Origin of the sequence: Acidovorax sp. BLS4 (assembly GCF_032929295.1) — a bacterium.
Taxonomy (GTDB): Bacteria; Pseudomonadota; Gammaproteobacteria; order Burkholderiales; family Burkholderiaceae_C; genus Paracidovorax.
The window spans coordinates 1017849-1034860 of sequence record NZ_CP136797.1 but is presented as its reverse complement, the minus strand read 5'-3'; the positions used below and the strand labels follow the sequence as shown (position 1 = coordinate 1034860).

Genomic DNA, 17012 nt, shown 5'->3' with positions numbered 1-17012 from the left:
GGCTTCAGCGCGCGCGCAGCAGGCGCACGGCTTCGGGCAGGGAGTTGGCCTGCGGCACGAAGCGGTCGATGGCCGCGCCCAGCACCACCGCGCACAGCAGTGCGCCGAGCAGCGGCTTCCAGGTCAGCCGCACCGCGGCCGAGAGCCAGCCGGCCCGCTCCACGCCCATCGCGGCGCGCGCGGTGGCGTACGAGAACGCCAGTTCCACCGCCACGGCCAGCAGCACATCGAAGCCGAAGTACAGCAGCGCGAGCGCTCCCGCGCCCAGCACGATGGCCGCGCCGATGAGGAAGATGGCCACCACGGGCACGATCACCACCGCACCCTCGTCCGCACCGCTGGCAGCCTCCAGCGCCCCGCCGGCCACGTCGCTCAAACCCTCGCCCAGGCCGCTCCCCACGCCCTCGCCGAAATCGCCGCTCGCCCCTCCGCCACCGAAGTCGCCGCCGCCCCCACTGCGCGGCACGGGCACCCGCGCGCCGCCGGTCGGCAGGTCGATGTCGGACGGCAGGTCGATGCCGTCGGTCCACCCACTGTCGTCCCGCTGGCGGGGCGGCCGCACCAGCCAGGCCGCCCAGGCCCGCAGCACCAGCAGGTAGGCGACGTAGCCCACGCCCAGCGTGATGCCGTAGCGCAGCGCGAGCGAGTCCACGCCCATCACCTTCTGGGTGTGCGAGGTGGCCCACATCAACGCCATCATGAAGGCGCCGATGCACCAGCCGTGCACGTGCAGCCGGTGCCGCTGGCGCAGGGTGTGCACCAGTTCGCGGTCGGGCGCCTGCACCCGCCGCCAGGTCGAGCCCTTGCCGGATCGGGCGGCCGGCGCGCGCTGCCCCGGGCGCATCAGGCCACCGCCACCGGCACGCGCGGGGCCAGGGCGCACATCAGCTCCCAGCTCACCGTGCCGGCGGCATGCGCCACCTCGTCGATCGACAGCACGGCACCGCTGGCGGCGCGCCCCCACATCGTGGCCTCGGCGCCGAAGCCCGCCTCCACGCCCGCCGCGATCACGGGGGAGAGGTCCACCGTGATCATGTCCATGCTCACCCGGCCCACCACGCGCGTGCGCACCCCGTTCACCAGCACGGGCGTGCCGGTGCCGGCGTGGCGCGGGTAGCCGTCGGCATAGCCGCAGGCCAGCACGCCGATGGTGAGCGGGGCGTCGGCCGTGAAGGCGGAGCCGTAGCCCACCGTGTCGCCCGCCTGCACGTGCTGCACCGCGATCACGCGGGCCGACAACGTCATCGACGGCTGCAGGCTCCAGTGGGCGGCGTCGTGCTCGGGGTAGTCCGGCGCCCCGCCGTAGAGCACGATGCCGGCGCGGATCCAGTCGCCGCGCACGCGCGCATCGACCGCATGGCGCAGGGTGGCCGCGCTGTTGCACACGCTCTTCTCGCCGGGCAGGTCCTGCGTGGCGGCCTGGAAGGCCTGCATCTGGTGCGCGATGCCGCGGGGGCCATCGGCGTCGCTGAAGTGGGTCATGTACGAGATCTCGTCCACCTGCGTGAGCGCATTGAGCCGCGCCCAGGCCGAGCGGTAGCGCTCGGGCGTGAAGCCCAGGCGGTTCATGCCGGTGTTCATCTTGAGGAAGACGCGGTGCGGCGCCTGCGTCTTGTGGGCGGCCAGCCAGTCGATCTGCTCGTCGCAATGCACCGCGTGCCACAGCCCCAGGCGCGAGCACAGCTCCAGGTCGCGCGGCTCGAACACGCCCTCCAGCAGCAGGATGGGGCCGCGCCAGCCCAGGGCGCGCAGGCGCTCGGCCTCGGACAGGTCCAGCAGCGCGAAGCCGTCGGCCGCGCGCAGCCCCTCGAACACGCGCTCGATGCCGTGGCCGTAGGCATTGGCCTTCACCACCGCCCAGGCCAGGGCGTCCGGCGCACTGGCGCGGGCGCGCTCGAGATTGTGTTGCAGTGCAGCAGTGTGGATGGTGGCTTGGATGGGACGCGGCATGGGGTGGATCTGCGGAGCGAAAAGGAAGGAATTCTGGCATCGCCCTCTAGAAACCGCGTGATATAACCGCCAGTCACTTGCAGCGGGTTCCGATATTTAACAGGGCATCAGGCGAACTGATGCACCCAACAGCCATTCGATGAAGCGCGGTTTCTACACCATCATGTCGGCGCAGTTTTTCAGCTCGCTGGCCGACAACGCACTTTTCGTGGCCGCCGTGGAATTGCTGCGCACCAACGGGTCGCCGGAATGGCAGCGTGCGGCGCTCGTGCCGATGTTCGCGCTGTTCTACGTGGTGCTCGCGCCGTTCGTGGGCGCCTTCGCCGATGCGATGCCCAAGGGCAAGGTCATGTTCTTCAGCAACGCGATCAAGGTCGTGGGCTGCCTCATGATGCTGTTCGGCTCGCACCCGCTGATCGCCTACGCCGTCGTCGGCCTGGGCGCCGCGGCCTACTCGCCCGCCAAGTACGGCATCCTCACCGAACTGCTGCCGGCCTCGCAGCTGGTCAAGGCCAACGGGTGGATCGAGGGGCTGACCATCGCCTCCATCATCCTGGGCGTGCTGCTGGGCGGCCAGCTCGTGGGGCCCGCCATCGCCGGACTGCTGCTGTCGGTGGACCTGCCCTTCGTGGACACCGGCGTGGACACCGCGGCCGAGGCCGCCATCGCCGCGCTGATCACCCTGTACCTGGTGGCCGCGTGGTTCAACACCCGCATTCCCCACACCGGCGTGGAGATGCGCCCGCTGCCCTCCAACCCGCTGGCGATGCTGCCGGACTTCTGGGCCTGCAACAACCGCCTGTGGCGCGACAAGCTGGGCCAGATCTCGCTGTCCACCACCACCCTCTTCTGGGGCGCGGGCGGCAACCTCAAGTTCATCGTGCTGGCCTGGGCCGCGGCCGCGCTCTCCTACAACACCACCCAGGCCTCGGCCCTCACCGGGGTGGTGGCCATCGGCACGGCCGTGGGCGCGGTGGTGGCCTCCATGCGCATGCGGCTGGACATGGCCACCAAGGTGATCCCGCTGGGCATCGCCATGGGCCTGCTGCTGGTGCTGATGGTGTTCATCAAGAGCATCTGGGTCGCCATTCCCTTCCTCATCCTGCTGGGCGGCCTGGGCGGCTACCTGGTGGTGCCGATGAACGCGCTGCTGCAGCACCGGGGCCACAACCTCATGGGCGCGGGCCGCTCCATCGCGGTGCAGAATTTCAACGAGCAGGCCTGCATCCTGGCGCTGGGCGCGTTCTACAGCCTGTCGCTCAAGATGGGGCTGTCGGTGTTCGGCGCCATCACCGCGTTCGGCCTCGTGGTGGCCGGGGTGATGTGGCTGATCCGCCGCTGGCACCAGCACAACTGCGTGCGCTACCGCGAAGAAGTGGACCACCTGCTGCACCTGGCGCGGCACGACCACCACCACTGACTGCCGCGGCGCGCCCCGGGCGCCACGTGCGCCCGTCTGCCGGCCTGCGCAGTGGAAAGTACAACTTAACCACAGCCGGACATGGAACTGCCTTCGTCCGGGGGCAGAAAATCATGCCGATGCTGCGGCCCCTCTTTTTCCGTGCCCATCCGACTGCGAAGCGGAGGCACCCCTGCCGCACCACGACGCTCCATGCCATCGCCGCTGCCCTATTTCGCCCTGCTGTTCAATGCCTTCGTCTGGGGCCTGGCATGGTGGCCGTTCCGGGTGATGCACGGGGCGGGGCTGCACCCGCTGTGGGCGACCGCCGTGATGTACAGCGCCATCCTGGCCGGCCTGCTGGCGCTGCGCCCGGGCCTGTGGGCACAGGTGCGCCAGCACCCGCAGCTGTGGCTGCTGGCCCTGAGTTCGGGGCTGAACAACGTGGCCTTCAACTGGGCGGTGACCGTGGGCGACGTGGTGCGCGTGGTCCTGCTGTTCTATCTGATGCCGGTCTGGGGCCTGCTGCTGGCCTGGCGGGTGCTGGGCGAGCGGCCCACGCCCATGGCGCTGCTGCGGCTGGCGCTGGCCTTCACCGGCGTGGTGCTGGTGCTGCTGCCCGAGGGCACCTCGCCGTCCCGGCTGCTGCAGAACCTGTCACTCGCCGACGGGCTGGCGCTGGCGGGCGGCTTCCTCTTCGCGCTGACCAACGTCACGCTGCGGCGGCTGCATGCGGTGCCGGGACAGGCGCGCATGTTCGTCATGTTCGGCGGCTGCATGCTGATGGCGCTGGTGGTGGCCTGCATCGGGCTGCAGGCCGGCGTGGTGGAGCCGTTTCCCCCGGTGAACGCCACCTGGGTCGCCACGGCCGCCCTGCTGGCGGTGGCGCTGTGGCTGGGCAACGGGGCGCTGCAGTACGGGGCGTCGCGGCTGGCGGCGGGCACCACGGCGGTGATCCTGCTGTCGGAGGTGGTGTTCGCCAGCGTGTCGTCGGTGCTGCTGTCGGCCGCGCAACTGCAGCCGCGCACCTTGCTGGGCGGGGGCCTGATCGTGTTCGCCGCCCTCCTCGCATCGCTGCGGCGCTGAGCGCCCGGCGGGCCGCCGCGCAGGGGCCGCCCCGCCGCAGGGCCGGGGCCCAAACGCCCTTGGCCGCCATGGAAAACAGGGCTCTCCCGGCCGGTGCTTGCGCGCCCGCGGGGCGCCGGTATAGTCATTGCAAGTTACGTCACCAGCGTACGCCGTTGTCATGCATCCGCAGGCCGGCGCTGCGCGCTTTCGGAGATTCGGTATGAAACGTCGTTCATGGTGCGCGCTCTTCATGGCGCTCGGTTCTTTGGCGCTGCCCGGCGCCGCGTCGGCGCAGGCAAAGTGGACCCTCGCCACGGGCTACCTGCCCGACGTGTTCCACACCGTCAACCTGCAGCAGTTCGCCCAGGAGGTGAACGACCGCACGAAAGGCGCGCTGGTGATCGACGTGCGCCCCGACAACAGCGTGGCCCGGCTGTCCGAGATCGCCGGCCAGGTGCGCGCCGGCAAGATCGCGGCGGGCGAGGTGCTGCTCAGCTCGCTGGCGGCCGACACCAAGCTGGCCGGGGCCGACGCCATTCCCTTCATCGTGGACAGCTACGACGACGCGCTGCGGCTGTGGAAGGCGCAGCGCCCCGTGCTGCAGGAGGCGCTGGACCGGCAGGGTCTGGTGCCGCTGTACGCCGTGCCCTGGCCGGCCCAGGGTCTGTTCACCACGCGGTCCATCCGCCACGTGAGCGACCTGCGCGGCGCCAAGATGCGCAGCTACAGCCCCAGCACCGTGCGCATCGCCCAGCTGATGGGCGCCACGCCGGTGGACGTGCCCACCAAGGGCATCAACCAGGCCGTGCTGGACCGGCAGATCGACACGCTCTTCACCTCTCCCGTCACGGGCGTGGAGAACAAGGTGTGGGATCTGCCCATCAAATACTTCTACAACGTGCATGCCTGGTACCCGAAGAACCTCGTGCTGGTCAACAAGGCCCAGTGGCTGGCCCTGCCCGAAGGCACTCGCAAGATCGTCGAGGAGGCCGCCGCCCAGGCCCAGGTGCGCGGATGGAACGCGAGCAGCGCCGCGTCCACCGCCTCCATCGCCGAGCTGGCGCGCAACGGCATCAAGGTGGAGACGCCCGACTTCGAGCTGCGCCGCGAGCTGCGGCGCCTGGGCGAGCAGTTCTCGCTCGAATACATCCGCGACACCGGCGCCGACGGCAACCGCATGATGATTCCGTACTTCTCCGGCGAGAATGCCGCTGCCGCCAAGACCCGGTGAACGCCCTGCCGGCGTGGCGGCGCCCGATCGATCCGATCCATCCACCTTTCTTGCAAGGGATGCCCGCCATGACCAGCGTCTACGACTTCGAGGCCCGGCAGATGAACGGCCAGACCGTGCCCCTGCGGCAGTACGCGGGGCAGCTGCTGCTCATCGTCAACACGGCCAGCGCCTGCGGCTTCACGCCGCAGTTCGCCGGGCTGGAGGCCCTGCACCAGCAATACGGCCCCAAGGGGCTGGCCGTGCTGGGGTTTCCCTGCAACCAGTTCGGCCGCCAGGACCCGGGCAGCAACGACGAGATCGCCAGCTTCTGCCAGCTCAACTACGGTGTGAGCTTTCCGATGATGGCCAAGATCGACGTGAACGGCGCCGACGCCGACCCGCTGTACCGCTGGCTCAAGGCCGAGGCCCCGGGCCTGCTGGGCACCCAGGCGATCAAGTGGAACTTCACCAAGTTCCTCATCGGCCGGGACGGGCAGGTGCTGCGCCGCTACGGCCCGCGCGATACGCCGCAGTCCATGGCGCCGGACATCGCCGCCGCGCTGGCCGGCTGATGGACCGAGCGATCGGCGGGCCGATGCCTTCCTAGCGGCCCTGCGGCTGCGGATCGCCGCGCACCACGAAGTGCCTGGAGAACCCCAGCGCCCGCGTGACGCCCCGGGGCTCCGAGACCAGCGGCATGCGAAAGCCCGGGCTGGGCAAAATCTCCACGCTCCAGTCGGTGTCGCCGATGAAGCGGAACCGCACGGTGTGCTCGCCCTCCAGCCCGATCAGCGAAAAACTCCCCGTGGTGTAGGCCCCGCCGATGGTGGCCGCGTCCAGCGGCTGCCACTGGCCATCGAACAGCGTGATGTGCAGCAGGTCTTCCTGCGGCACATCGTCGGTGGTGAACAGCAGGTGAAAGCCCCGGCACTCGAAGGCCGCCTCCAGCACCAACCCGTCCACGCGGGCCTGCAGGGGCAGGCCGCCCTGCACCACCCGGCTTTGCATCGGGGCCTCGCCGCCCTCGGCGGGCAAGGGTGCCAGGGAAATGTCAGCGGGGGTGAGGATGCGCATCGCCGGCCCGCCGCTCACCACAGGAAATCCACGCCGAAGGCCGCCAGCGCGCCGCCCACGAACGCCCCGACGGTCACGCACACTGGCGCGCCGGGCCCGCAGGCCAGACCCGCCAGCGCGCCCCCGGCGATGCCGCCGCCGATCCCCGCCCCGGTCACGGCAAGCTCCTTGCCCGCGGCGGCGGCCTTGTCGTTGGCCGTCGCCACGTTGTAGACCGACAGCGCAATGGACAGCACGATCAGCCCCCGGCCCGCGCGCGACAGGCCGCGCATGGTCTGCGTGACCTTGGGGTTGGAACGGCCGGCGGACTGGACGATCTCGCCGTACACCGCGTTCTGCTGCGCCGCGGTGAGCCGGTCGAACTGCACGGTGGGACCATGGATCTGCTGGGCCTTGCGGGCGATGAGTTCGTTGAGCGTCTTGCCCTCGGCCTTCAGGCTCTGCGCCATGGCGCGCCCGACCGGCGTGCTGCGCCCGCGGATGATCTCCATGATGGTGTTGCGCGCCACCTGGGCCTGCTCGGCCGCCTGGGCCCAGGTGATGCGGCCGCTCATCGCCTCGAACTGCAGGTCGTTGGCCATGGCCTGGATCTGCCGGGTGTAGGCCAGCCGGGCCGAGGCATCCAGCGAGAGGTGCGCCCCGGCGTTGGCGATCTCCGCCTTCAGGGCCTGGATGGCCGAGTCGAAGGCGGCGCGGTCTTTCGGATCGTCGTTCTGCATGCGTTGTGGTCTCCTCGTCTGGATGGGAAACGGCGCTGTTTTGCGTTGTGGCCGCCGGCCGCGCAGCGGGGGGCTGCGCCGCGAGGCCTGGATTTTTTGCGCACCGGTGCATGGCGGCATGCACGCGCCGAAAGTAACCGCCTGAGCGGCACTCGGGCGAAACCATCGGTCAAAGAGGTTTCAATACGTAGAAAAATGTGGAATCTGCGAAAAGGGGCGCAACCCCGCACTGCGGCGCCTTTCGTCCCACTCGGGGCGTCCTGTCGAAGTGCCACCCCCACCCTTGGGGGATTGGCAAGCCCGTTGAATTTGTATCTATTACGGGTCTTCGCCACCCATTGCATATGCCGGAAGGGACTTTTCGCAGGCCTTGTCCTGCGGCGGTGAAGATCACGCTGAAGGCGGGTGATACGGACTTTTTTTGGAGAAAAAGGCCTGTAGCGCATGATTTCCCAGGGCATGTTGCTACAAAAACAGGAGCAAATCCAAAACCGGGTGATGGGGGCAACGGACCGCCTTTCCCGGAAGGTCGCGGATGGCATCCGCCAGCCAGACCCCGCTTTTTTCGCAGAACTGCCGCCCGCCTCGACGGGGCTTGCAGGCATTTCGCGTCGGGCCTGTTGCAGGCCACGGCACCCTGATTCCAATCCAAGGAGGAACTTCCCGCATGTCCCGTTTCGCAATGACCAAGACACTCGCGCTCTGCGCCGGGGGCCTGATCCTGGCCTCGTCGGCCTGGGCGCAGACCACCACCCCGCCCAATGCCGAGCCGGAGCCGGGCCTGTGGGCCTTCGACGGCGAGCTGAACGGCCAGCCCGGGCGCAGCCTGCAGATCGATACCGAGCAGGGCCGCGCCCTCATCGTGTCCTACCTGGGCTACCGCGCCGACGGGTCGTCCGTGTTCCTGCAGGCCAGCGGCCTGCGCGGCGGCGACAGCTCGGCCTTCCGGGGCCCCCTGCAGGAGTTCCGCAACGGGCCGCCCGTGATCGGCGCCGGTGCGGGCAATGGCGAAGTGGCGGGCAGCCCGGGCGAGATCCAGCTGGCCTTCGACTCGCCCACCTCCGGCACCGTCACGCTGCCGGGCGACGTGACGCGCCGCATCTCGCGCTTCACGTATGGATCCGCGGTGCAAGGTGGCAGCAGCGGGCAGTACACCCTGCAGACCTATTCCACCCGCCTGTCACAGACGCCCATCGCCTCCTACCGCGTCGAACTGCGCGACGGCAATTTCCTGATGAGCCAGCTGAGCACGTCCGACGGCCGCCTGTGCTCCTACTCGGGCACCTACCAAAAGCGCGGACAGGGCATCGAATCCGACGGCACCGCCAGTTGCGTGGACCCCTCCGGCACCCAGCAGCGCAGTCCGTACCGGATCGAGCAGTTCGCCGTCGACGCTTATGGCCTGGCCACCGGCACGCTGCGCAAGGATGGGATCGAATCCTTCTTCATGGGCGCCTGCCATGCGGGCGCCGTCATTCTCGGCAGCCCCGGCACCTGCGCATGGGGCGCTTCGCCTTCCGACATCGTGGTGCAGCCCGGCATCTGGGCCTTCGACGGCGAGTTGAATGGCCGACCGGGCCGCAGCCTGCAGATCGACACCCAGAACGGCAGCCGCGCGCTGGTGCTGTCCTACCTGGGCTACCGCACCGACGGCTCTTCGCTGTTCATGCAGGGCAGCACCGCGAACCGCGACACCAACGCCCAGTTCACGGTGCCCTTGACCGAATTCCGCAACGGCCCGGTGATCGGCGGCGCCATCCGCCCAGCGGAAGTGGCCACGACCATGGGCGCAGCGACCATCGTGTTCGACAGCCCCACGACCGCGACCATCACGCTGCCCTTCGACACGCCGCGCCGCATCTCGCGCTTCCGTTACGAAGACCACTTGGTGCGTTTCAACAAGGCCTTTTCCGCCCAGGCGTACCCATTCTGGTCACCCACCCCGACCGCCACCGGCATCGACATGGTGGTGCGCGACGGCATCTTTCGCATGGACACGCGGACCGCGGACCTGCTGACGGCCTGCGAGTACCGCGGCACCTACCGCCTGTCGGGCGAGGGCCTGGACTCGGAAGGCACGCGCACCTGCACGGCCCCCAGCGGCCCCACGAGCGAGGCCTACCGCGCCGAGCAGTTCACGGTGGACCGCAACGGCCTGTTGCGCGGCCTGATGCAAAGCGCGTCGGGCGCCCGGACCCTGGTCCTGGGGGCCTGCTGGAACGGGCGCCTGTGCACCCCGCCCGAGCTGGAACTGCCGCGCTGACAGCCGCCGGGGCGGCCAAGGGCCGCAGCAGGGCCTGCCGGCGGGCGGCCCTCAGCCGCCGCCGGGCCCGACCCCGGGGCGGCCCCACACCTGGCGCAGCATGTCGGCCAGCGAGCGGCCGGGCTCCACGGTGAAGCGCTCATCCAGCACGTCGAGCGAGACGATCCGGTCCACGCGAAAACCGCGAAAGTCGTCGCGCAGCTCGCACCAGGTGGACAGCGTCCAGACCTTGCCCCAGTAAAAGCACCCCAGCGGCCGCACCCGGCGTTCGCTGGGACGCCCCTGTTCGTCGGCATAGTGCAGCCGCACCACGTGGCGGGACTGCACGGCCTCGCGCAGCGGGCGCAGCAGCGCCTGGGTGCGCGGGTCCACCGCCACGGCCGGGGCATAGAGCGCCTGGGCCTCGGCGGCCGCACGCGCCGCGGGCGGCAGCACCGAGAGGATCTTGCCCAGGGCGCTTTCCACCTCGCCGGCCAGGCCGGTGTCCAGCCAGGACTGCGCCAGCCGGGCGGCGGCGACCAGGGCGTTGGCCTCGCCCTGGCTGAACATGAGCGGCGGCAGGTCGAAGCCCGCGCCCAGGCGGTAGCCCACGCCAGCCTCGCCCTCGATGGGCACGCCCTGGTGCTGCAGGTCGGCCACGTCGCGGTAGATGGTGCGCGCCGAGACCTCCAGCCGCTTCGCCAGGAAGTCGGCCGTGGACAGGCGCCGGCCCCGGATGAGCTGGACGATCTGGAACAGTCGGTCGGCACGGCGCATGGGTGAGGCAATCGGGGGGGATCGGGGCGTGGGCGAGGATTGTGCCCTGCCCCGCACAGGGCGCGTCAGCCCTGCACGCCGATGCAGACGGCCACCTGGTCGGGGCCTTCGTAGGCCTCGAAATCGACGTCGAAGCGGCGGCGCGGCACGGGGTGCTGCCCGAAGTGCGCCCACACCGCGCCCCAGGTGTCGATCACGGCCTGCGGCAGCGCGCCCTGCCGGCGGAACACGAGGTAGAGGCCGGCCGGCACCTGCACGCGCTCCAGGCCGGGCACGGGCGCGGCACCGGCGCCGTCCAGGGCCACGCCCGCGAGCACGTCGAATTCGCCATCGTGGTCGGACGCATACCGGCTGTACACGCCCATCACGCGGGGCGGCGCCAGGCCGGGCTGCTGCACCCGCTGGGCCACGCCCTCGGCGGCGAACCGCTGCCACAGCGGGCCGATGCGGGCCTGGGCAGGGTCGCGCTCCTGGCGGTTGCAGGTGCGCGTGGCGATGCCGGCGACGGTGAAGGCGCCGAAGGTTTCCAGGGTGGGGGTCATGCGGCCCGCCCCTTCAGCGCGCCATGGCGTGCAGGCCGACGGTGTTGCCCTCGGTGTCGCACAGGTGGGCGATGAAGCCGATGCCGTTCGGCAGCTCGATGCAGGCATCGATCACGCGCCCGCCCGCCGGGGCGATGCGCCCGACGGCGGCGTCCAGGCCCGGGGCGCAGTCGAGGTAGATGCGCACGCCGGCATCGGGCGCCATGCGGCGGCTCGGGCCTTCGATGAGGCAGCCGCCGGTGGCCGGCCGGTCGTAGGCGAAGACGGCCAGCGGATCGCCGCCCATCGTCTGGCGTTGCATGGGCCGGCCCAGCACCTGTTCGTAGAAGGCCTGGGCGCGGCCGAGGTCGGCGCAGGGGATCTCGAACCAGCTGATGGCGGAAACGGAAGAAGCGGGGGCAGAAGAGCTCATGGCGGAAAGGTCCTTTCGGTCGTTGTTGCGAAGGACGCCATGGTGCGGGGGCCCTCCTGACAGCGTCGTGTCAGGAGGCTGCGCCGGCCCGGCCGCGCGGGCTCAGGCGGCGGGCTCGGCCGGGGGTTCGGACGGCGCGTCGGCGGCCGGTGCGGCCGCAGCCGCCACCGGCGCGGCGCGCAGCTGGCGCGCGCGGTGCAGCGAGCGTTCGGCCGTGCGCGGGTCCATGCCGTACATGTCGGCGAACTGCGCCACCGTGCTGCCGCTGGCCTCGAAGGCACGCAGCAGCGCCTCGGCCTTGGCGTCGCGTTCGGCCACTTCGGCGAAGGCTTCGTCGAGCAGGGCATTGGCGGCCTCGTCGCGGCCCCGCACCAGCGCGTCGTAAGCCTCGCGGGTGAGGCCCGAGGCCTCGTAGGCCTGCGCGATGCGGCGGCGCAGCTTGGCGGTCATGTCCTCGCCGTCGCGGGGCTTGCGGCGGCGGAACACTTCCAGCAGCGCGTGGTGCACATGCTCGGGGGCCATGGCCTCCACGGCATGGCCCTGCAGATCGTGGCGCTGGCGGCCTTCGGCCACCACCTGCAGGTAGCGCGTGGACCGGGTGTGGATGCCCAGGGCGAGCTTGAGCGCATCGCGCTCGAACAGATCGGGGTGGGCGGCCTGCAGGTCCTGGAAGATGCCCCGCTTGAGCGGCAGGAACTGCGCGCCGAACAGGTGCGGGTACAGCGCGGCCAATTGTTCCAGCGCGGGATGCGTGCGGCGCGGGCCTTGCGAGCCTTGCGGGCCGGCGCCCTTGCCGTTGCGGGGCGCGGCCTGCGCTGCGGGCGCGGCGCCTTCGGCGACCGGGGCACCGCCGGGCTTGCGGCGGTTGCGGCCGCCGCGGCGCGAGGCAGGGCGGTCGGCGCGCGGCGCAGCCTCCTCCTGCGGCCCTTCGCCCGCCTGCGGGCCATCGGCCGCGGGCGATGCCGTGGCGGCAGCGGCGCCGGTCGCGGCCGGTGCGCTGGAAGCGTCGGTCGCGGCCGCCGAGGTGGAGGCCGGCGCGGGGACGTGGTTCTGTTGTTCTTGTGCGGTCACGGAGTCGGTCATGGCAGAGGAAAACGCGGTTGGTGCGCGTCAGCGCGGCGGTCAAAACCCACCATCATGCCAGCCTCGGGGCCGGCGGGGTCAGCGCGCGGCGGGCGACAGCGCCTCGTCGAGCACTTCCACCCAGTGCCGCACCGGCAGCGCCGTGCCGCTTTGCAGGTGGGTGATGCAGCCGATGTTGGCCGACAGGATGGCCCCGGGCGGCGGCTCGCCGAACGCCTCGCCCAGCGCCGCGAGCTTGCGGTCGCGCAGCGGATAGGCCAGCTCCGGCTGCAGCACCGAGTAGGTGCCGGCCGAGCCGCAGCACAGGTGCGCCTCGGTGCGCGCCACCCGCACCCGAAAGCCCAGGGCGCTCAGGTGCGTCTCGACGCCGCCGCGCAGCTTCTGGCCGTGCTGCAGGGTGCACGGCGGGTGGTAGGCGAACAGCGTGTCCGGCGGCACCACGCGGCCGCGCAGCGTGCCGGCCAGCCCGGCCAGCAGCTCGGGCAGCCACTCGGACAGGTCCTGCGTCAGCGCGCTGATGCGGGCGGCGCGCGCGGCATAGGCCGGGTCGTCCCGCAGCAGGTGGCCGTAGTCCTTGACGGTGACGCCGCAGCCCGAGGCATTCATGACGATGGCCTCGACACCGCCCTGCTCCACGAACGGCCACCACGCATCGATGTTGGCGCGCATCTGCGCCTTGCCGCCCGCCTGGTCGTTCAGGTGGAACCGCACCGCGCCGCAGCAGCCGGCCTGCGGCGCCACGACGGTCTGGATGCCCGCCGCATCGAGCACGCGCGCCGTGGCGGCGTTGATGTTGGGCGCCATGGCGGGCTGCACGCAACCGGCCAGCAGGAGCACCTTGCGCGCGTGCTCGCGCCCGGGCCACGCCCCGGCGTCGCGCGGCGCCGGCACCTTGGCGCGCAGGCCCTCGGGCAGCAGCCCGCGCACGGCCTGCCCCGCCTTCATGGCCGGGCCGAACCAGGGCGACGGCAGGCCCTCCTTGAGCGCCCAGCGCAGGGCGCGCTCGCCCAGCGGGCGCGGCACCTTCTCGTCCACGATCTTGCGGCCGATGTCCACCAGGTGGCCGTACTGCACGCCGCTCGGGCAGGTGGTCTCGCAGTTGCGGCAGGTCAGGCAGCGGTCCAGGTGCAGCTGCGTCTTGCGCGTGGGCTGCTCGCCCTCCAGCACCTGCTTGATGAGGTAGATGCGGCCGCGCGGGCCGTCCAGCTCGTCGCCCAGCAGCTGGTAGGTGGGGCAGGTGGCGGTGCAAAAGCCGCAATGCACGCACTTGCGCAGGATGGCTTCGGCCTCCTGCCCTTCGGGCGTGCCCTGGAATTCGGGGGCGAGCGTGGTTTGCATGGCGTGTCTCGGCGGTGGGGTGGTCAGGGGCCGGGGGGCTCGGCGTGCGGCGCGCGCTGGGCCAGCGCGCGGCGGGCGCGCCACAGCCGGGCCAGGTGTTCGAAATCGGCTGCCAGCGGCGGCAGCGACAGGCCCAGCAGGATGGCGGCCAGCGGCACGACCCAGATGAAGCCCACGTGCTTGAAACCGGCCGCGCCCACGATGCCGCCCACGGTGAACATGGCCAGCAGGCTGGCGAACAGCCGCAGCCGCGCCTGGTTGGCGTGCACCTGCGCCTCGGGTGGCGTGCCGTTGCGGTTCCAGTACAGCATCTTGCCGATCTCGATGCCCAGGTCGGTCGCCACGCCGGTCATGTGCGTGGTGCGGATCTGCGCCGAAGACATCTTGGTGACCACCGCGTTCTGCAGCCCCATCAGGAAGGCCAGCAGCAGCACGGTGAGCGGCACGGAAAACGGCGTGCGCCATTCCAGCGTGATGGCGCCCAGCAGCCCGAAGACCAGCAGCAGCAGGGCCTCCAGCAGCAGCGGCAGCGCGAAGCCGCTGCGCAGCCGGTGGTGGCGCGCCCAGTTGACCAGGATGGCCGTGGTGCCCGCGCCCGACATGAAGGCCCACAGCGTGCCCACCGCGCCCAGCACCAGCGCCATGTTGCCCAGCACCAGGTTGTCGGCCACCATCGACAGGAACCCCGTCATGTGCGAGGTGTACCGGTGCACCACCAGAAAGCCGCCCGCGTTCACCGCCCCGGCGTTGAAGGCCAGCAGCAGGCCGAGCAGCCGGTTGGTGGACGGGGTCCGGTGCCGGCCGGTGAGGTGCCGCAGCAGCCGCATGGCGCTACCGCCCCGGGCCCATCCGGCCGGGGTTGAAGATGCCCGCCGGATCGAACGCCTGCTGCAGCCGGGCATGGATCTGTGCCAGCGTGCCGGGCAATACCGGATCGAAATGGCCTGACGCCCTAGTACCGATTGCCTTGCCTGCTACAAAAAGAGAAGCACTCCCACCCACGGCCTGCGCCGCCTCGTGCAGCGCCGCGCCCGCGTCCGGCGGGGCCTGCACCCAGCGCAGGGCGCCGTGCCATTCGATCAGCGGCGCCGCCACACCGGCGGGCAGCGCCAGCATGGGCGCGGCGGCGGGCACTGACAGGCGCCACAGGGCCAGGTCCGGCCGCTCGGCCCGGGCAGCGAACCACGGCAGGGTCTGCTCGCGGCAGGCCTGCCAGGCGGGCGCCGCGGCAGCGGTGTCCAGGCGCTCGCCCCCCATGCTGCGGCAGGCGGCCTCCACGGCGGCCACGGCCCCGCGCAGCCGCACCCAGAGCAGGCCCGTGCCCCCGGGACCGCCTTCCCAGCGGCTGGCGTTCAGGGGCAGCGGCTGCCCGCCCCAGGCCTGCAGCCGGCGCAACGCGTCGGCCGGGTTGGCATCGAAGCGCAGGGTGGCCTCGGCCGGCGGCACGGGCAGCACCTTCAGGCTGACCTCGGTGAGCACGCCCAGCGTGCCCCAGGCGCCCACCATGAGGCGCGAGACGTCGTAGCCCGCCACGTTCTTCATCACCTGGCCGCCGAAGCGCAGCAGCTCGGCCCGGCCGTTGACCAGCTCCAGCCCCAGCACATAGTCGCGCACCGCGCCCACGCTGGCGCGCGCGGGCCCCGACAGCCCGGCGGCCACCATGCCGCCCACGGTCGCGCCCGGGCCGAAATGCGGCGGCTCGAAGGGCAGGCACTGGCCGTGGGCCGCCAGCGCGGCCTCCAGTTCGGCCAGCGGCGTGCCGGCGCGCACGGTGGCGACCAGCTCGCTCGGCTCGTGGTTCACGATGCCCGACAGGGCCGTGGTGTCCAGGCGCTCGCCCTGCAGCACGGCGCCGCCGTGGAAGTCCTTGGTGCCGCCGCCGCGGATGCACACGGGGGCCTGGCGCTGGACGCTGTCGCGCACGCGGTCGATGATCTGGCGGAGGGCGGAGTCCATGGCGTGGATCGTAGCGGCCCCCCTTCGCCAGCGGGGCTCGGCCGGCCGTGAATTTTTTGAACGCCGGGCGTGAATCCACCGTCCCGGCTGCAGGCCATACGGCGCGGCGCCCCAGTGCTCAGGCGAGGCCGGCGGGCAGCGGTCCCTCTTCGTACCAGTTCACCGGCCGCCCGGCCACCGGCAGGCGCTCGCCAGCGACCAGCAGGTGGCCCGAATGCGGCTCGCGCGCCAGTTCGTCGGCCGGGCGCCCCTGGCGGGCCGAGGTGACGAACAGCGTGGCGCCCTCTGGCCCGTCGCCGCCCAGGCAGGGCATGGTGGGGCACTGCGCCGGCACGGGAATGTCGGCCACGATCTCGCCGCCGGGCGACAGCCGCAGCACGCGGCCGCCCTCGTACATGGCGCACCAGTAGTGGCCTTCGGCATCCACCGCCGCGCCGTCGGGCCGGCCGCCGTAGCCCGGCTGGCCGGGCTTCCAGCCATCGGGCTTGGGCGCGAAGGCATGCAGCACGCGCGGCGCGCCCACGGGCTCGCCCGAGGCATCGCACGCCCAGGCCCGGATGGCGTGCGAGGGTGTATCGACCCAGTACAGCGTGCCGCCATCGGGCGACCAGGCCAGGCCGTTGGCCGTGGCCACCCCGTCCAGCATCCGGCGCACAAGGGGAGCCCCGTCGCCGCGCCCATCCACGCAGTACAGCGCGGCGACCGGCTGGCGGGGGCCCGCGGCGGGCTCGTGCATCGTGCCCACCCAGAATCGGCCCAGCGCGTCGCACTTGCCATCGTTGGCCCGCTCCGTGGCCGGATCGATCGGCAGCCGGGCCACCGGCACCAGGGGGCCGCCCCAGTCCTTGGCGCGGTAGAGGGTGTCGCGCAGGGCGATCACCAGGCCGCTGGGCTGGCCCGCGGTGCGCGCGGGCGCGATGCAGCCGGGCTCGGACGGCATGGCCCAGCGCTCGGCCCGGCCCGAGGCCGGGTGCAGCCGGCACAGCGCGCGGCCGGCGATGTCCACCCAGTACAGGCGCGATTCGACGGGGTGCCAGAAAGGCGATTCGCCCAACTGGTCGGGCTCGGAAGTGGCGGGACGCCAGTCCATGGGCATGGGGGGGTCTCCTGGGAAGACGGTGGAAGGGGCCGGGCACGCCACCGCTGGCGCGCCGGTCTGCTGCTTCCATTATTCGCGGCCGGTGGCCGCGGGCCAAAAAAAAGGCCCACCTTGCGGCGGGCCCAATGTCCAGGAGGAAT

At 71.7% G+C, this 17012-nt stretch carries 17 protein-coding genes; 5 read left to right on the top strand and 12 right to left on the bottom strand.

The window, feature by feature from the left end; translation table 11 throughout:
• Positions 1–4: 4 nt before the first annotated feature.
• Both R1Z03_RS04830 and alr read right to left on the bottom strand, forming a co-directional pair.
• Positions 5–844 (bottom strand): hypothetical protein, encoded by an 840-nt coding sequence (locus R1Z03_RS04830; RefSeq protein WP_317360246.1) that lies wholly within the window; start codon positions 842–844, stop codon positions 5–7.
• Complete coding sequence (gene alr / locus R1Z03_RS04825; RefSeq protein ID WP_317357342.1) at positions 844–1950, bottom strand: alanine racemase; 1107 nt, start codon at positions 1948–1950, stop codon at positions 844–846. Before alr ends, R1Z03_RS04830 begins: the two co-directional genes overlap by 1 nt.
• A gap of 139 nt (positions 1951–2089) precedes the next feature.
• Here alr and lplT point away from each other — a divergent pair, with 139 nt between their 5' ends.
• The 4 genes from lplT to R1Z03_RS04805 all read left to right on the top strand — a co-directional run bounded on the left by lplT (position 2090) and on the right by R1Z03_RS04805 (position 6202).
• Positions 2090–3370 carry a lysophospholipid transporter LplT gene (gene lplT, locus R1Z03_RS04820; RefSeq protein ID WP_272565936.1) on the top strand — a complete coding sequence of 427 codons (1281 nt, stop codon included), beginning with the start codon at positions 2090–2092 and terminating at the stop codon, positions 3368–3370.
• 192 nt (positions 3371–3562) lie between these two features.
• Positions 3563–4435 carry a DMT family transporter gene (locus R1Z03_RS04815; RefSeq protein ID WP_317357340.1) on the top strand — a complete coding sequence of 291 codons (873 nt, stop codon included), beginning with the start codon at positions 3563–3565 and terminating at the stop codon, positions 4433–4435.
• A gap of 202 nt (positions 4436–4637) precedes the next feature.
• The gene (locus R1Z03_RS04810; RefSeq protein WP_317357338.1) at positions 4638–5648 is read left to right on the top strand and encodes a TRAP transporter substrate-binding protein; all 1011 of its coding nucleotides are present in this window, start codon (positions 4638–4640) and stop codon (positions 5646–5648) included.
• Between the two features lie 68 nt (positions 5649–5716).
• Positions 5717–6202, top strand: a complete 486-nt coding sequence (locus R1Z03_RS04805; RefSeq protein WP_317357335.1) for a glutathione peroxidase — start codon at positions 5717–5719, stop codon at positions 6200–6202.
• Between the two features lie 31 nt (positions 6203–6233).
• On the opposite strand, the gene R1Z03_RS04800 is transcribed toward R1Z03_RS04805, so the two are convergent.
• Both R1Z03_RS04800 and R1Z03_RS04795 read right to left on the bottom strand, forming a co-directional pair.
• Positions 6234–6704, bottom strand: coding sequence for a hypothetical protein (locus R1Z03_RS04800; RefSeq protein WP_284430308.1), 471 nt, complete (start codon positions 6702–6704; stop codon positions 6234–6236).
• Between the two features lie 14 nt (positions 6705–6718).
• Positions 6719–7423 carry a hypothetical protein gene (locus R1Z03_RS04795; protein WP_317357333.1) on the bottom strand — a complete coding sequence of 235 codons (705 nt, stop codon included), beginning with the start codon at positions 7421–7423 and terminating at the stop codon, positions 6719–6721.
• Positions 7424–8090: 667 nt separating this feature from the next.
• Here R1Z03_RS04795 and R1Z03_RS04790 point away from each other — a divergent pair.
• On the top strand, positions 8091–9686 hold the full coding sequence (locus R1Z03_RS04790) for a hypothetical protein (protein WP_317357331.1): 1596 nt from the start codon (positions 8091–8093) through the stop codon (positions 9684–9686).
• A gap of 51 nt (positions 9687–9737) precedes the next feature.
• Here R1Z03_RS04790 and R1Z03_RS04785 read toward each other — a convergent pair whose 3' ends face one another.
• The 8 genes from R1Z03_RS04785 to R1Z03_RS04750 form a co-directional block, all read right to left on the bottom strand.
• On the bottom strand, positions 9738–10442 hold the full coding sequence (locus R1Z03_RS04785) for a YafY family protein (protein ID WP_284430311.1): 705 nt from the start codon (positions 10440–10442) through the stop codon (positions 9738–9740).
• Between the two features lie 65 nt (positions 10443–10507).
• Entirely contained in the window at positions 10508–10984 is a 477-nt protein-coding gene (locus tag R1Z03_RS04780; protein ID WP_317357329.1) for a GyrI-like domain-containing protein, read from the bottom strand.
• Positions 10985–10997: 13 nt separating this feature from the next.
• The gene (locus R1Z03_RS04775; RefSeq protein WP_317357327.1) at positions 10998–11396 is read right to left on the bottom strand and encodes a VOC family protein; all 399 of its coding nucleotides are present in this window, start codon (positions 11394–11396) and stop codon (positions 10998–11000) included.
• 102 nt (positions 11397–11498) lie between these two features.
• Entirely contained in the window at positions 11499–12479 is a 981-nt protein-coding gene (locus R1Z03_RS04770; RefSeq protein WP_317357325.1) for a ProQ/FINO family protein, read from the bottom strand.
• Positions 12480–12557: 78 nt separating this feature from the next.
• The gene (gene glcF, locus R1Z03_RS04765; RefSeq protein ID WP_317357323.1) at positions 12558–13817 is read right to left on the bottom strand and encodes a glycolate oxidase subunit GlcF; all 1260 of its coding nucleotides are present in this window, start codon (positions 13815–13817) and stop codon (positions 12558–12560) included.
• A 23-nt stretch (positions 13818–13840) separates the two neighbouring features.
• Positions 13841–14644: a YoaK family protein gene (locus R1Z03_RS04760; protein ID WP_284430315.1), complete on the bottom strand. Its 804-nt coding sequence runs from the start codon at positions 14642–14644 to the stop codon at positions 13841–13843.
• Positions 14645–14648: 4 nt separating this feature from the next.
• Positions 14649–15773, bottom strand: a complete 1125-nt coding sequence (gene glcE, locus R1Z03_RS04755; protein ID WP_317357321.1) for a glycolate oxidase subunit GlcE — start codon at positions 15771–15773, stop codon at positions 14649–14651.
• A 118-nt stretch (positions 15774–15891) separates the two neighbouring features.
• The gene (locus R1Z03_RS04750) at positions 15892–16863 is read right to left on the bottom strand and encodes an SMP-30/gluconolactonase/LRE family protein (RefSeq protein ID WP_317360244.1); all 972 of its coding nucleotides are present in this window, start codon (positions 16861–16863) and stop codon (positions 15892–15894) included.
• Positions 16864–17012 lie beyond the last annotated feature (149 nt).

What these genes read in the sequence shown, in the direction of transcription:
- R1Z03_RS04760 (WP_284430315.1), bottom strand. Translation starts at nt 14,644, where the DNA reads ATGCGGCTGCTGCGGCACCTCACCGGCCGGCACCGGACCCCGTCCACC.
- R1Z03_RS04775 (WP_317357327.1), bottom strand. Translation starts at nt 11,396, where the DNA reads ATGAGCTCTTCTGCCCCCGCTTCTTCCGTTTCCGCCATCAGCTGGTTC.
- R1Z03_RS04750 (WP_317360244.1), bottom strand. Translation starts at nt 16,863, where the DNA reads ATGGACTGGCGTCCCGCCACTTCCGAGCCCGACCAGTTGGGCGAATCG.
- R1Z03_RS04795 (WP_317357333.1), bottom strand. Translation starts at nt 7,423, where the DNA reads ATGCAGAACGACGATCCGAAAGACCGCGCCGCCTTCGACTCGGCCATC.
- R1Z03_RS04810 (WP_317357338.1), top strand. Translation starts at nt 4,638, where the DNA reads ATGAAACGTCGTTCATGGTGCGCGCTCTTCATGGCGCTCGGTTCTTTG.
- R1Z03_RS04770 (WP_317357325.1), bottom strand. Translation starts at nt 12,479, where the DNA reads ATGACCGACTCCGTGACCGCACAAGAACAACAGAACCACGTCCCCGCG.
- R1Z03_RS04785 (WP_284430311.1), bottom strand. Translation starts at nt 10,442, where the DNA reads ATGCGCCGTGCCGACCGACTGTTCCAGATCGTCCAGCTCATCCGGGGC.
- R1Z03_RS04790 (WP_317357331.1), top strand. Translation starts at nt 8,091, where the DNA reads ATGTCCCGTTTCGCAATGACCAAGACACTCGCGCTCTGCGCCGGGGGC.
- R1Z03_RS04815 (WP_317357340.1), top strand. Translation starts at nt 3,563, where the DNA reads ATGCCATCGCCGCTGCCCTATTTCGCCCTGCTGTTCAATGCCTTCGTC.
- R1Z03_RS04830 (WP_317360246.1), bottom strand. Translation starts at nt 844, where the DNA reads ATGCGCCCGGGGCAGCGCGCGCCGGCCGCCCGATCCGGCAAGGGCTCG.
- R1Z03_RS04805 (WP_317357335.1), top strand. Translation starts at nt 5,717, where the DNA reads ATGACCAGCGTCTACGACTTCGAGGCCCGGCAGATGAACGGCCAGACC.
- R1Z03_RS04800 (WP_284430308.1), bottom strand. Translation starts at nt 6,704, where the DNA reads ATGCGCATCCTCACCCCCGCTGACATTTCCCTGGCACCCTTGCCCGCC.
- lplT (WP_272565936.1), top strand. Translation starts at nt 2,090, where the DNA reads ATGAAGCGCGGTTTCTACACCATCATGTCGGCGCAGTTTTTCAGCTCG.
- alr (WP_317357342.1), bottom strand. Translation starts at nt 1,950, where the DNA reads ATGCCGCGTCCCATCCAAGCCACCATCCACACTGCTGCACTGCAACAC.
- R1Z03_RS04780 (WP_317357329.1), bottom strand. Translation starts at nt 10,984, where the DNA reads ATGACCCCCACCCTGGAAACCTTCGGCGCCTTCACCGTCGCCGGCATC.
- glcE (WP_317357321.1), bottom strand. Translation starts at nt 15,773, where the DNA reads ATGGACTCCGCCCTCCGCCAGATCATCGACCGCGTGCGCGACAGCGTC.
- glcF (WP_317357323.1), bottom strand. Translation starts at nt 13,817, where the DNA reads ATGCAAACCACGCTCGCCCCCGAATTCCAGGGCACGCCCGAAGGGCAG.